A 14,756-nucleotide genomic window follows, 5' to 3' on the forward strand; every position below is an offset into this window, starting at 1 on the left:
AAGGGTACCTATAAGACCTGAATAGAAGTTAAGAAGCATTGGCGTACTCTGTGACCAGACTTTCTGTCACCCACTCGATCATGCCCTTGTCACTTTCAATATCGAAAATAGGTTTCTGGCAAAGCTGATTGATAATCCGGGCACTGCGCCATGCCATCAGGCTCAACTGAGGCTCCGCTATACCGTGACTGTGCATGCCGGCATTCACCGCAAAGATTTTATTGTCAGCGCTGCCTTTCCATTTCAATTCGAAGTTAGGTGTCATGCCGTATCGGCCTTTCTCATCCAGTTCCAGTAACGGCAAAATGGATTTCAGGCACTGCGGATAAGGTGAACTGAAACCGGTAGCCAGGATAATAATATCGGCTTCATGCGCTTCCACCTGCTGGCTCAGTGCATTGAGTGACTGAATGGAAAAACCGCCAGGCTGGTTGTCAACGGCACTCACCGTTCGATGCGGCAACAGGCGTACCCACTTGTCTTCTTTCAGAACATCAAACCGGTAGTAAAGCTCGCGATAAATCGCTAATAAAGCCGCCTGAGTCACACCATCAGAAGTCAGTTTCTGAGCATCAATTTCGGACTGTTTTACTGACGGGTCCAAATCCAGGAATGTTTCAACATATTCAGGCGTGAAGAACTCATTGGTGAATGCCGCTTCGTCAAGTGGCTGGAAGTTCGAACGACGGGATAACCAGTCCAGGCTTTTCACTTTGCCCCACTTGCCGTTCAGCACATTCAGGAAAATATCAGCACCACTCTGACCGCCACCGACAACCATGACGCGCTTACCGGTAAAATCACGATCACGCAGACCCATTTCAGCGGCATGAAACACCTTGTCGCTGATATGCGGTTTGGCACAATCAGGAATGAACGGCACTTTACCTGTGCCAATACAAAGATTTTTCGCTAAGTAGGAACCATTAGTGGTCTCAATTTCAAACGCTTCTCCCGTGTACTCAATACTCTCTACACGACTTGAAAACTGTACGTTTGATAATTGGTGTGCTGTCCAGGCCAGATAATCAGAAAATTCATGACGACTGATGCAACTCAGCTCTGCAGACAAAAAGCGATAAAACTTTTTCTGATCAACCAGGTATGACAGAAATGAGTATGGATTTTGCGGATCAACCGCCGTCACCAGATCTTTCAGAAACATGGTCTGCATATTGGTGTTATCCAGTAACAGCCCCGGATGCCAGGAAAAAGATTCACGACCTTCAAAAAAGCAGGCATTCAGCTCTGTTTTACTGTCAATAAGTGCCGCAACACTCAGATTGAACGGCCCTACACCCACACCCGCCAAGTCCAGACATTGTTTATGATTATTCATTTTCATTTCTATTTCCTTATTGTTATCGGGCCAAAACCAATGGGTTATCCAGCATGTCATCCATGTCCGGCAACATTCGGGACGCACTGCTATCAGTGCTGTGTCTGAACTTCGCCAGATTTAATCCAATACGCAAAATTCGGGGTTTAAACAGATCCAGCCGCTGATACCGTTCTTCGAGTTCTGGATGCCGGGCAATGTGAGCGCGAATACGATCACCAAGCAAGCGATAAAATTGCTGCTCGGTGAACCCCAGCTTTTCAACTAATGGCGAGATAAAACGCAGTACTGTGACGAAATGACCCGTTTGCAAATCATGAATGATCAACTCTTCAGGTAAGCGTACCGTCACAGCTTTGACCATAGGATCAAGAGAGTCCTGTTCGGGCAAATCACGCTCAACCAGACGCATATCTCCTTGGAAATCTTTCAGCAGAATACGCTTGGGTGCGAAATTTTCCATTACGATAGTAATATTCTGGCCGTGAGCAATCAGCGACACGCCATATTTAGTCAGCAAGTGATAAAACGGTATCACAACAGCATCAAAGAGTTTGGTCAGCCATGCTTCAACAGACAGCCCCGACGCCGCAATGTATTCGCCGATCAGCGGATTGCCCAGAGAATCGGACTCCATCAGGGCAGCCATCAGAATGGCAGATTCATTTGCTCTCAGCTTAGAAGCCAGAGATTCACGCCAGATAACACCCAGCAGTTCGTGGTATCGGTATGGCGCTTTTCCCAATTGTTTGTAATCCGCTTGCGCTGCATAAGCAGAAGCCGGTTCCTGCAACACTTCAGCCTCTTTACCCAGCAAGAGCGGATCGGTTTTAAAAACCTGAACGATCCAGTCTGATGCCAGCGGACCTGCCAAAATATAACGGCCAGGAATACCCCGATAGCAGGAAGTGTTCATGATTGTCAGCGGTAATTTGATATCGTAGCCCTGTGGCCGGGACACATTACTCAGGGTACGGATAGAGAGTTGCGGCAAAAAGTAGTCGCCGAACTCGCCAAGGTACAGCAAGGATTTGTCTGCCATTTCACGGACAAATAGCAGTGATAGTTTTTGAGACCATTGCCAGGGGTGCACAGGTACCAGAGTATAATCCTGCTGCTTTGCCTCAAATTGAGCGAATACACGGTCTAGCTTCGCCTGTTCTGCTTCAGAGACCGCCGAATCAACCAGTTTCTGCCAATCGGTGCGTGCGTTGGTTGATTTCTGCAAAATCGAATGATGAACAGCAACCCAACCTAACTGGAATGCACGTTGAGATTCCGGAGCATACAGATCCAAATCATCAGACCCCCATCCTCTGCGGCCTTTGTTAAAAGCAAATTTCGGATGGCCGTCGAAATAGGTCTGTTGCAGTTCGCAGCCCAAACTGATCAGGTCTTTTGCCGTCATGGCCTGCTTTTTCACCGCCAGTTTACAGTCACCCAGCAAGGTGGCATTTAAATCTTCAAAATGCTCGGCTAAGGCTTCATCCGGTATGTTAAGCAAACTTTGAATATCCATCATGAACTGAGTAGCCAGTAATAACCCGGTATCCGGCGTACGCGTGACAGTATGCGGATCAATCACCACCTGCCCCCAGATGTTTGCTTTTCCTTTGAACCGGTAACTGACACCATGATCCAGATTCAGGATAAACCCGTCTTCAGACACCTGAAACTCAAAGGCCTGCTCATAGGCAAACTCACTGATCATCTTGGCCACAATGGCACGATTCGCCTGAGGCCAGTACTTATGCAGCGCCTGTTGAATCATCACCATTGCTCCTCAAAGAATGCACCCCGTTCCAGCATCAGCAGCGCCGAACGTTTATGCGGAAAATTGAATTCAAACAGCTTCTGATAACCCACTTCCTTAATGCGGTTAAACAGGCGCTGGTTATCAGAACGGGGTTCAAGAACAATGCGGGTCGTGCGCACATCATCAATGAACAAATAATGACTGATCGCGCGCATCCAACAGTTGAAATACCGTGGCCCGCGGAACTGATCTTCACCCACTAATAAGTGAATACCGCGATCATAAGACTGCACGTCATAATAGGGACTGAGCCTGTCTTCGCTCACCCAATAAGCTTCCACATAGCCAAATGCTTCGCCGTTGAATTCACCAATCAGCGGAATGATGTGCGGGTCATTCAGTCGGGACTGAGCAAACTCAGCCAGCTCATCTTTACTCCAGGCCTGTTCCCAGAAATGCGCGACACGGGGATCATTCATCCAGCGAACAAATCGATCCAGATCCCGCTCCATATCGAAAACACGAAAAGAGACTTCCAGGTCGGCCTGATGGTCAAAGCGCTGATAGACAGTACCTGTTGGCATAGCAGGACGCAGCGGATGGTGGCGGTACTGGTTGTTTGACTGTACTTCAATCAACGGAAACCGGCTCGATTCCGTGTGGCGATGCCATTGCGCCGGCATCTGATAAAACAGCGCTTTATACAAAATCGCCCCTTCACATAACGGTAGCCATTTTGCCAGCTCGGCCAGAATCAGTTCAGACGCTTCCAGCTGAAAACATTTACAGTCAAACTGTTGACTGAACTCGCCATCCAGATCAGCAATCAGCTGCTCTATCACCTGGGGATTAAGCAGATCACTTTCCGACAAGGTCAACTGCACACGAAGTGGATTCTCGCTTCCTTCAACGACTTGAAACGTCTTTGCATTAAACATTCATGGCTTCCTTTACGTTGATGAGTGGATTGGGCAGATCAAAGTAGATCACAGCCGGATCGGGGATGGAGTTTTCGTTGAAATTCTGCAGGTAACAGAAGAAGTTTCCTTTGCAGCACAGTCCTTCGTCATTGAGCACATAGTCAAGACAGGCAGAGTCGCTGACGCCTTGGTTTTTCAGTGCTTCAAGCTGTTCACGGAGAATGGCAACCAGCGCCATTTCTTCAACACCGGCGCCAGCACAAATAGAACCGATGACGTTAAACGTAGAGTTAATGATCAGGTAGTACGCAAAGTAACGACGTACTTTTTCCTGGCTCCAGTAATTTTCGACATCCTGCCTGGTGTCGCTCAAGGCATCGGCAAATCGTTCGAAAGCCAGATCGGTATATCCGGTTCCCTGGCAATCCCGGTAATACATGCCGACCGGAAAACCCTCTTGCAATTGCATGACAATATTTTGCTGGTGAGCCAGAAATACCACGCCATAGTTGGCCTGAAGGTTAAACAGAGGAATAACGCAATGCTCACAATACGCCTGGAACCAGGCTTTTGCCGCTTGCGCTGCGCTGATTTTCTGACTGGCGGCATAATCGGCAATCCGTGTTGCTAACAGGCTTTTGCCACCATATGGATCTTGCTGTGCCAGGGTTGCCAGCACGACCGCTTCTTCATTTTCCTTGTCAGCTAACGGATTGTCCCGAAACGCCACCAGAGATTCATCAATGGCTTTTCCGTTTTTATCCATCAGCCCCAGATAAGCAGGTTCCTGCATCAGCTGAAACCCTTTCCCGTCACCCAGCACACGCTGAATATCCGTATCCGAGAAGAGCTGATTCAAACGAGTACCACGAACCACTTCTTTGACTGACAGGTTACGAATTGAGTTCGTCAGTTTCACGCTCAGCGAGAATTTCAGCATGTACGGCAAAGAAGGCGCATACAATGAGCGCGTCGACGAGGTTGGATACCAGTCGCATCCTGATTCCCCTAAGTCTTTAATCAACCCCTTCTCGCAGTATTCGATTACATCCGGATACTGGCCAAATACTTGCCACTGCCAGGGATGCACAGGAAGCAGAACCTGACTATCAGTGAGCTGTTCTAACAGTGCCTGATTAAACCTTGCGTCAGAGCGAATCAGTTCGGACATACGCTCTGTGACGGATTGATGCGCCGAGCTGCCAGACACAGTGATAGATGCATCAACAGCCAGCCAGCGAAGAGGGAAATGGCTGCCAAACTCAGGAGAAAATCGTTTCGCATCGTCAGCGCTGAACTGCTCGCGACTCTTGGGTGCCGGATGGAAAGAGTGACCAATCAGCAACCCCTGCTCTGCCTGCTGAAAATTCAGTGCCTGATTAAACAACGCTTCACCATAGGGGCTTTGGCTGGTAGCACTGTAGGTATTGTAGTGACTTTCCATAACACGTTTGGTGAAAATGTGTTTCTGTTCGTCTGTCACCAAACCCACCAGCGAGGGCTCTTCCAGAATCAGAGCGACCAGCTCAGGATAGCTGATTTCACTGGGTGTACCCGCATCCAGCAATGCAGGAAACTGATACTCATGAACACCCAGCGGAGAGTAATAACGTAGTGGAATGCGAATTTGCTGCTGATTCGCTAAAGGAATCAGATAATTCGTACCTCCCTTTCCGGATTCAAACTGAATTGACGAGCATTCTCTGGCAAGTGCATTTAAGAAACAGGCAGCGGCAACATCATGCTGACCGTTTGTTAAATCAGAACTGGATTTGTTATGTATTTTCATAATGAACTCATTGCATTAACAATTGAATCAAATGCTAATGATTATCAAAAACATAATCAATACTTTTCATGTTAATTCTATTTGAATTTTTTATATGGCATTTTCTTTGATAAAGATTTGGTACCTATCTGTGTCAAAAACAAAAAAAGCCAGCAATCATTGCTGGCTTTCGAAAAAATATGGTGCTTTTTACCAAAGTAACCTCTGTTACTTAGATGTTGACTGAAAAAGCTACTTTCGCATCAAATACAAGAAGTAGCCGCCGCCTATCACCGAGGCGAGCAAGCCGGCTGGAAATTGCCAGGGGAACCAAAGGTTTCGTCCGATCCAATCAGCGATCATCATCAGGCAACCGCCCAGTAAACAGGCAACAATTAATTGCCGGTTTGCCGTGTACTGGTTGAGCGTACGGGCCATATGCGGGGCGAGTAAACCGACAAAACTCAATGGGCCAATCACGATAGTACAAAGCGTAGTCAAACCCGCAACCAGTAACAGTAATAGCTGCCTGACTCGCCGGCAATCAAGGCCAATACTGGTTGCACTGACTTCACCCAGCCCGATCAGGTCGATCCAGCGGCTCAGCGACAAAGTCACTATCAGCAACCCGCCGACTCCGATAGCCAGTAAGGTGACATCCTGAGCAGAAACCAAATAGGTGGATCCGGAAAGCCAGGTCAGCAATGCTCTGACATTATCCTGCCCCGATGACATCGCAATGCGCAGAAAAGCATCAAGACCGGCGCTTAATGCTATGCCTGTCAGCAAAGTCTGAGTGGGTGCAAACTGATGCTTCTTGCCCATCAGCCAGATCACAGCGGTTACGAGCAAAGCACCCGCCGTACCCAGCATGACTTGCTCATGACGTTCAACGGAAATACCAAGTAATGCGCCAATGACCAGTGCCAGAGCAGCTCCCGAACTGATACCCAAGACTTCAGGGCTTGCCATAGGGTTGGTTGTCACACGCTGAATAATCGTGCCGGCCAGTGCCAGGCCAATACCCGCAAGCAGAGCCACAGCCACCCGTGGGAATCGGTACTCCCAGACAGCCCCTGTAAAAGTTACGGACCAGCCTTGCTGCCCCTGACCCACGGTGATCGCCAGAATCAGGCATAAAGATGCAAACACAGATAAAATCAGCAAGGTCTTGTTAAAATCACGCTGATGGTAATGAACGGTGCTTTCATCTCTTGCTCTAAGTTCGGACTGTAAGGTTTTTCGCCTCAGCAGCCAAAGTAAAAACGGTGACCCCAGCAAGGCAGTCATGGCACCTGTTGGCAGCATCTCGCCGCCGACACCAGAGAACGGCTGAATGATGAGATCAGCCAGCAGCAGCATCAGCGAACCAATCACCCCACTGAGCAGAATAGTCTGATGCAACTTCCGGCTACCCAGCATACGGGCAATGGCTGGTGCAACGATGCCGACAAAACCGATCAACCCTACTTCGCTGACCACGCTTGCCGTCATAAAAATGGCCAGCCCCAGACACAGCACTTTAATCTGTTTGACGTTTATGCCCAGTGAGCTCGCAACGCCATCGCCCAGTTGCAAAGACGCTAACGGGCGCTGCAATACCATTAAGGCCGCCAGCGGTAAGAGCGTCATTGGCAGCAAAGTTGTCACTGTATCCCACCCGTTTTGATTCAGGGTACCCGCACCCCAGACAAAGACAGACGATAAAGTCTGCTCATGAAGCAGCAACAGCATGGTATTGACAGAACCAAAGAACAGGCTGATCACCATGCCAGCCAGCACCATATGAACAGGCGCAAAGCCCCGTTTAGCCGACAGCAGAAACACCAGAGCCGTAGCCAGAGATCCGCCCAGAAATGCAGGAAAAAATGAGGGTATAGCTAAAGATGCCGGCAATAACAAGATGCCCAGTACCATACCCAGCTCAGCACCAGAGGCCACACCCAGAGTCGTTGGCGATGCAATGGGGTTGCGTAACACAAACTGCATAACCGCCCCCGCAACGGCCAGTGAAAAACCGCATAACACGGCCACCACCAGGCGAGGCAAATACGTCAGGTTAACAATAATGTGCTGATAATTGGTGGGATCGTAATTTAGCAGCGTTTCCCAGAGTAACGGCAACCCTTGCGCATAAGGAACGGTAAGATTGAGCAGATAACCAATAGCAACTATCAGGCCCGACATAATCAACAGCAACCGGGCACGTTGACCCGGCCGCAGAAATGAACCCATCAGGGTAACTTGGGACGGCATTAGTTCTGTGTCAGTTGTTGTGTAATAAAATCGCTGAAGCGCTGCGCTGATACTAAACCACCAAAGGTCCAGATCGCTGGCAGTTCATAAACGGCATCCGAACGGGTAAACGCCATCACCTGCCAGAGAGGTGATTGGGTCAGCTTCTTTCGCTCATCCGCTTGCAACGGGCCGAAAATCATCACATTCGTGTTTTGATGTTCAGCCATCTTTTCGATACCTGCGGTGGTGAATCCCCACAGATTGGTCGGCTCTTGCCAGTCGTTTTTCAGGCCCATAGCCGTAATGGTGTCCTGTGCCAGAGAGCCTTCACTGTGAATACGCAGGGTTTTATCATTGATAAACCGGATAAACATCAAAGGCTTTTGTCCTGCATCAGATGCAAGCACTTTGTCACCGTTTTGCTTGAGACGAGCCGATACAGTTTCAATCACAGATTGCGCTTTTTGTTCTTTACCCAGCACTTTCCCTAATTGCTGAGTCACCTTGACGGCATTGGCAAGCGGTGTTTTCGAATCGCTGTAAATGGTGTACACCAGTGTTGGCGCAATGGCATTTAACTGCTGATAGACAGGGCTCATATGATTACTGATCAGGATAACATCTGGCTGCATCTCAGCCAGCAGCTCCAGATTAGGTTCACGCCTTGAACCGACATTAATCGCGGACTCCGGCAATACCGGTTCGCCTACCCAGGTTCGATAGCCGTCTTTATCTGCAACACCTGCGGGTGTCACGCCCAAACTCAGCACGGTTTCTGTCAGCGCCCAGTCCAGTGCCACCACTTTTTCTGGTGGCTCAGCAAAATCTGTTGCACCTAACTCGTGCTTTATCGTCATCGCCTGACTCTGAAAAGTCAGTACGGTAAAAAGCAGTGCGATACTCTTTCTCACGATCTTTCCCTGTTTTTATTGCTATGGAATGTAGCTGATCGGCTTCCCGGTTTGCGGATGTGAAAACAGTGCCAGCTCCATGCCATATATCTTCCTGAGAACATCAGGAGTCATCATATCTTCAGGTGCCCCTTGTGCGATCACTTTACCTGAATGCAGAGCAATTAAGTGGTCGCTGAATCTGGCCGCCATGTTGACATCATGCAACACCATGATAACAGTCAGTCCAAGGCTGAGATTCAATTCCCTGATTAAATGCAGCAACTCATATTGGTGGGCAACATCCAGCGCAGAAGTTGGTTCATCCAGCAAAATACATTTGCTCTGTTGTGCCAGCAACATCGCGACCCAGGCGCGCTGTCTTTCGCCGCCTGACAAGGTAGCAACAAATCGATCAGCAAAACGGGTCAGCCCCACCCTCTCAATCGCCTCATCAACCAGCTGATAATCGTTCTGGCTGTAACGGCCGAATGCACCTTTCCAGGGATACCGGCCAAAGCACACCAGTTCGCGTACTGTCACACCATCTGTGATCGGTGGATGCTGAGGCAGATAAGCGGCATTGAGCGCAAAGGTCTTGCTGTCAAACTGCTGTACAGGCTGATCCTTAAGCAAAACTTGCCCGGCAGCAGGCACGTTTTGCCGGCTGAGCAGTTTCATCAGAGTGGATTTGCCACAACCATTATGGCCGAGCAAAGTAGTGACTTTTCCGGGTTCAAAGGCCAGTGACGTAGGATGAAGAATCCGTTTCCCGTCCACATCAAAGGCAGCGTCAATGAGTTGATACATGAATGCGGTAATGTGTTGCACAACAAAGTGCACGAACTTTATCACAGCCTACTGTTAATGATAATAGTTTTCACGACCATTAATTAGTTGTAGGATACCCGTCACTGATTTCAAGTGAGAACGAGAACACTTCTCTTTTTCTTTGTATCACCTGATTTTCATACTCATTTCCAGTCAGGACGGAAACATGACGCACGATGCCAGCCGAACACAACATCGCCTTCACCTTACTCTTATCGGGCTTATCGCTGCCTTAATGGGCATCGGACAAAATGGCTTATTAGTATCGCTTCCCTTTCTGGTTGAACATTCAGCATACGGGTTACCGACCTGGTCAATCATCATCGCCATCGGCAGTTTCCTGTTCCTGCCGTCGGCACCATTCTGGGGCTGCTTCAGTGACCGGAACGGACCAAAAACTGTCGTTCTTCAGGCATTAGCCGGAATGGCAGTCAGTTTTCTGCTTCTGCTGATTTTCACCGCCCTCAGCAATGAGTTCAGCGGACAAGCCTACCTGTGGCTGGCCGGACTTGTACTGGCGCGTATCATATACGGTTGTACTGTGTCAGGTATGGTGCCAGCCAGCCAGCACTGGGCGATATTACTGTGCGGTGAAGGCAGCCGCCTGCAGGCCATCACGTCCGTCAGCATCGGGCTGAGCACAGGACGGCTGGTTGGCCCTTTGCTGGCAATGGCCGCCTTACAACTGCACACCTATGCGCCACTGATGCTGATGATCGCATTTCCCGTCATTGCCTTACTTGGTGCCTGCTGGCTGCCCAAACCGGCTTTTACGCCGAAAGCGGATTCAGAAAAAACAGTGCCGCCAGGCAAGTCACCTAAACTGCCGGCAATGACGCTGTTGCCGTTTTTACTGACAGGTTTGCTGCTCTGCACCGTGGTGGCTTTGCTGCAATACAGCCTCTCACCACTGATTGGATCAATCACAATGTGGACCACAGATGACATCAGTCAGGCCATTGGCTTGCTGCTGACCCTGAGCGCCGCGTTTACCCTGTTGACCCAGGTGCTGGTGATCAAAAAGAAGAAGCTGACCATTGACACCATGTACCGGCTGGGCGGCTTTGCCCTGCTGGCTGGTTTCGTGCTTTTCCTCAACTCGGCGTTCTGGGTCTTCACAATTGCCATGGTCGTGGTTTCCGTAGGCGCTGCACTTTTAGTTCCGGCATACACGTCAATGGCCACACAAACCAACCCCGATAAACCCGGAAAGATCGCCGGTTTGATTTCGATGTCGCACACCCTGGGTTACGGTCTGGCATCCCTGCTGGCCAGTACCGCTGTCATTTTCCCGCAGTTACCGGTTTGGGTCTGTATTGGCTTCGCGGTTTTAGTGGCCGGGATTGCCTTTACCCGGCGCAAGGAAAAAGAAGTCGTGCGTGTGGTTTAAAGCTCTGTAGCGTCTGTGCCTTGTAACCCCCTCCCAGCCTCCCCCTTGAAAAGGGGGAGGAACTGAAAGCGTTTGTTGTGAGCACAGATGAAAAAAACCCGCGGCATGCGCGGGCTTTGATTCTTTATTTCAGCCTGGCTGACTTGTACTTATTTCTTACCCAGGTGCAGCCAGGTTTCCACCACGGTATCCGGGTTCAGGGAAACGGAATCGATGCCTTGTTCCATCAACCAGTCGGCCAGATCGTCATGGTCGGACGGGCCCTGACCACAGATGCCGACATACTTCCCGGCTTTACGGGCCGCTTTGATCGCCATCGACAGCATGGCTTTCACCGCTTCGTTGCGCTCATCAAACATATGGGCAATTTCACCGGAGTCACGGTCCAGACCCAGCGTCAGTTGTGTCATGTCGTTTGAGCCGATAGAGAAGCCGTCGAAGTACTTCAGGAACTCTTCGGCCAGAATTGCGTTCGATGGCAGCTCGCACATCATGATGACTTTCAGGCCATTCTCGCCGCGACGCAGGTCGAATTTCGCCAGCAAATCAATCACAGAAGCCGCTTCGCTCACGGTACGCACGAATGGGATCATGATTTCAACGTTACGCAAACCCATGGTATTGCGCACACGTTTAATCGCTTCACATTCCAGCGCAAAACAATCCTGGAACTTAGGCGACACGTAACGCGATGCGCCACGGAAACCGATCATCGGGTTTTCTTCAACCGGTTCGAAGTTCACACCGCCAACCAGGTTGCGGTATTCGTTCGATTTGAAGTCAGACATCCGCACAATCACGCGCTTCGGCCAGAATGCAGCGGCCAGGGTCGAGATCCCTTCGGTCAGCTTCTGAATGTAGAATTCAACCGGGTCGGAGTAACCTGCGATGCGGCGGTCGATTTCAGCTTTCAGCTCGTCCGACTGCGCATCATAGTTCAGCAGCGCTTTCGGGTGAATGCCGATCATCTTGTTGATGATGAACTCCAGACGCGCCAGACCCACACCTTCATTTGGAATGCAGGCGAAGTCGAATGCACGATCCGGGTTGCCCACGTTCATCATGACTTTCAGTGGCAGTTCAGGCAGGTTGTCCACTTCAGAGCGGCGGACTTCGAAATCCAGTTCGCCTTCGTAGATAAAGCCCGTTTCGCCTTGTGCACAGGAAACCGTCACAACCTGGCCGTCTTTGAGCAGCTCAGTGGCGTTACCACAACCGACAACAGCCGGAATACCCAGTTCACGGGCAATGATCGCCGCGTGACAAGTACGACCACCACGGTTAGTCACAATGGCAGCCGCTTTCTTCATGACGGGTTCCCAGTCCGGATCTGTCATGTCAGCCACCAGCACATCGCCAGCCTGTACCTGATCCATTTGGTCGAGGTGATTCACCACACGGACCACACCGGTACCGATACGCTGACCGATAGCACGACCTTCAACCAGAGATTTACCCTGACCGTTCAGGTGGAAACGCTCCATCACATTGGCATCATCACGGGAACGAACGGTTTCCGGACGGGCCTGAACAATCATCAGCTCACCGGTAATACCGTCTTTCGCCCACTCGATGTCCATCGGACGACCGTAGTGTTTTTCGATGATCATGGCTTGCTTCGCCAGAGCCTCAACTTCGGCGTCGGTCAGGGAGAAGCTGTTTTGCTCTTCGGCGGTTGTGTCCTGGATGACAACTTGTGTACCCAGTGCTTTGCCTTCACCGTAAATCATTTTCTGAAGCTTAGAGCCCAGAGTACGACGAACGACGGCAGGATTACCGGCAACCAGGGTAGGTTTATGTACGTAGAATTCGTCCGGGTTAACCGCGCCCTGCACGACCATTTCACCCAGACCGACAGAAGAAGTGATGAACACGACCTGATCAAAGCCAGATTCAGTGTCCAGTGTAAACATCACACCGGAAGAGGCTTTATCAGAGCGCACCATACGCTGGATACCGGCTGACAGTGCCACACCTTTATGGTCAAAGCCCTGATGAACACGGTATGAGATAGCACGGTCGTTAAACAGAGAAGCAAATACGTGTTTCACGGCTTCGATAACAGAATCGATACCGCGAACGTTAAGGAAAGTTTCCTGCTGGCCTGCGAACGAGGCATCAGGCAGGTCTTCAGCGGTTGCAGAAGAGCGCACAGCGACGGACAGCATCTCGTCACCTTCACCCAGTTCCTTGTAGCACTGACGGATGTCCTGCTCAAGGTCGGCTGGCAGCGGTGCTTCATACACCCATTTACGGATAGTATCACCAGCCTGCTTCAGCGCATTCACATCATCGACATCCAGCGTATCCAGCAGATCGTAAATACGATCATTCAGGTTATTGGCTTCCAGAAACTGGTTGAATGCATAAGATGTTGTTGCGTAGCCGTTAGGTACTTTCACGCCAGCACTCGCAAGATTGGCGACCATTTCGCCCAGCGATGCGTTCTTACCACCAACTTTATCAACGTCGTTCATTGATAAAGCATCATACCAAACAACATTCTGTTGCACGGGAAGTCTCCTTGTATTGGATCAGCTGTATAGTGTGGGCAAACTCTCAACGGAAACGATTGCTTTAGCATTCAAAAAAAACTTGCTTCAGAATAGTCGCCGTTCAAGACAAACTGCTGGCAAAACCTTGCTCAGCAGAACACTTACCCTGTAGGGTTATAGTTATAAATTGTTTGTTGGCCTCAATCGTTACAGGATCATCTAAAGGACTCAACTTATTATGCGCCGCAAATCTGATTTTCGTGATGTGTTTTACGTTTCTGACGGTACAGCGATTACATCTGAAACACTTGGGCATGCTGTACTTGGTCAATTTGACCTCGAGATTCGCCAAACCACACTGCCTTTTGTTGAGTCGGTGGAACGTGCTCAGCAGGTCAAAGAAAAAATTGATGAAGCTCACCGGGTATCCGGAATCGAGCCGCTGGTTTTTTACTCTATCGTACTACCGGAAGTAAAAGCTGTTATTAATCAATGCCAGGCCAAATTGTATGATGTGCTTGACGCACTGGTGCAGCCTCTCAGTAAAGATCTGAACATGCAGCCTAATGCCATGCTGGGCCGCTCGCACAGCATCAGCCGCGATGTGGCCAGCTATCAGGACAGAATCGCTGCCATCGAATACACCCTGGCTCATGACGATGGAATATCCCTGAGTAACCTGGATAAGGCCGATATTATTCTGCTTGGCGTATCACGATGTGGCAAAACCCCAACCAGCCTGTACCTGGCCATGCAATTCGGCATTCGGGCGGTGAACTACCCGTTCATTGCTGACGACATGAACAGCCTCAGATTACCCAAAGGGATCGAACCTTATCGTTACAAAACATACGGCTTAACCATAGATACAGAACGCCTTGTCACCATACGTAATGAGCGCTACGCCAACAGCCAGTATGCCAGTGAAGGGCAATGTGAAAGTGAATTGTCAAAAGTAGAGGCCATGTTCCGCCGCGAAGCTATTCCTTACCTCAACACCACCTCGCTGTCGGTTGAAGAAATCTCAACCCGGCTGCTGGATATCAGTGGCCTGAAACGCAGAATGTGTTAATAAAATAGTATTGATAATGTTATAAAATTAACTAAGCCATTAACTAAACCATAGTGT

At 49.7% G+C, this 14,756-nt stretch carries 10 protein-coding genes; 2 read left to right on the forward strand and 8 right to left on the reverse strand.

Annotated features, from left to right (window positions below; all coding sequences use genetic code 11):
* Positions 1-28: 28 nt before the first annotated feature.
* The 7 genes from H511_RS0110630 to H511_RS0110660 form a co-directional block, all read right to left on the reverse strand.
* A complete protein-coding gene (locus H511_RS0110630) occupies positions 29-1,339 on the reverse strand; it encodes a lysine N(6)-hydroxylase/L-ornithine N(5)-oxygenase family protein (RefSeq protein ID WP_420835035.1) in 1,311 nt (436 codons plus the stop codon).
* A gap of 22 nt (positions 1,340-1,361) precedes the next feature.
* Positions 1,362-3,110, reverse strand: coding sequence for an IucA/IucC family protein (locus tag H511_RS0110635; protein ID WP_027252272.1), 1,749 nt, complete (start codon positions 3,108-3,110; stop codon positions 1,362-1,364).
* Positions 3,110-4,033 carry a GNAT family N-acetyltransferase gene (locus H511_RS0110640; protein ID WP_027252273.1) on the reverse strand — a complete coding sequence of 308 codons (924 nt, stop codon included), beginning with the start codon at positions 4,031-4,033 and terminating at the stop codon, positions 3,110-3,112. The genes H511_RS0110635 and H511_RS0110640 overlap by 1 nt, the downstream gene beginning before the upstream one ends.
* The gene (locus H511_RS0110645) at positions 4,026-5,804 is read right to left on the reverse strand and encodes an IucA/IucC family protein (RefSeq protein ID WP_027252274.1); all 1,779 of its coding nucleotides are present in this window, start codon (positions 5,802-5,804) and stop codon (positions 4,026-4,028) included. The genes H511_RS0110640 and H511_RS0110645 overlap by 8 nt, the downstream gene beginning before the upstream one ends.
* Before the next feature lie 231 nt (positions 5,805-6,035).
* Positions 6,036-7,970: a Fe(3+)-hydroxamate ABC transporter permease FhuB gene (fhuB, locus tag H511_RS0110650; protein WP_248616595.1), complete on the reverse strand. Its 1,935-nt coding sequence runs from the start codon at positions 7,968-7,970 to the stop codon at positions 6,036-6,038.
* Positions 7,971-8,038: 68 nt separating this feature from the next.
* Positions 8,039-8,932, reverse strand: a complete 894-nt coding sequence (locus tag H511_RS0110655) for an iron-siderophore ABC transporter substrate-binding protein (RefSeq protein WP_027252276.1) — start codon at positions 8,930-8,932, stop codon at positions 8,039-8,041.
* A 21-nt stretch (positions 8,933-8,953) separates the two neighbouring features.
* On the reverse strand, positions 8,954-9,721 hold the full coding sequence (locus H511_RS0110660; RefSeq protein ID WP_027252277.1) for an ABC transporter ATP-binding protein: 768 nt from the start codon (positions 9,719-9,721) through the stop codon (positions 8,954-8,956).
* Positions 9,722-9,908: 187 nt separating this feature from the next.
* Here H511_RS0110660 and H511_RS0110665 point away from each other — a divergent pair, with 187 nt between their 5' ends.
* Entirely contained in the window at positions 9,909-11,132 is a 1,224-nt protein-coding gene (locus H511_RS0110665; protein ID WP_027252278.1) for an MFS transporter, read from the forward strand.
* Positions 11,133-11,281: 149 nt separating this feature from the next.
* Here H511_RS0110665 and ppsA read toward each other — a convergent pair whose 3' ends face one another.
* Positions 11,282-13,645: a phosphoenolpyruvate synthase gene (gene ppsA / locus H511_RS0110670; protein WP_027252279.1), complete on the reverse strand. Its 2,364-nt coding sequence runs from the start codon at positions 13,643-13,645 to the stop codon at positions 11,282-11,284.
* Positions 13,646-13,865: 220 nt separating this feature from the next.
* Here ppsA and ppsR point away from each other — a divergent pair, with 220 nt between their 5' ends.
* Positions 13,866-14,699 carry a posphoenolpyruvate synthetase regulatory kinase/phosphorylase PpsR gene (gene ppsR, locus H511_RS0110675; protein WP_027252280.1) on the forward strand — a complete coding sequence of 278 codons (834 nt, stop codon included), beginning with the start codon at positions 13,866-13,868 and terminating at the stop codon, positions 14,697-14,699.
* Positions 14,700-14,756 lie beyond the last annotated feature (57 nt).

The organism is Photobacterium halotolerans DSM 18316, assembly GCF_000425165.1.
Taxonomy (GTDB): Bacteria; Pseudomonadota; Gammaproteobacteria; order Enterobacterales; family Vibrionaceae; genus Photobacterium; species Photobacterium halotolerans.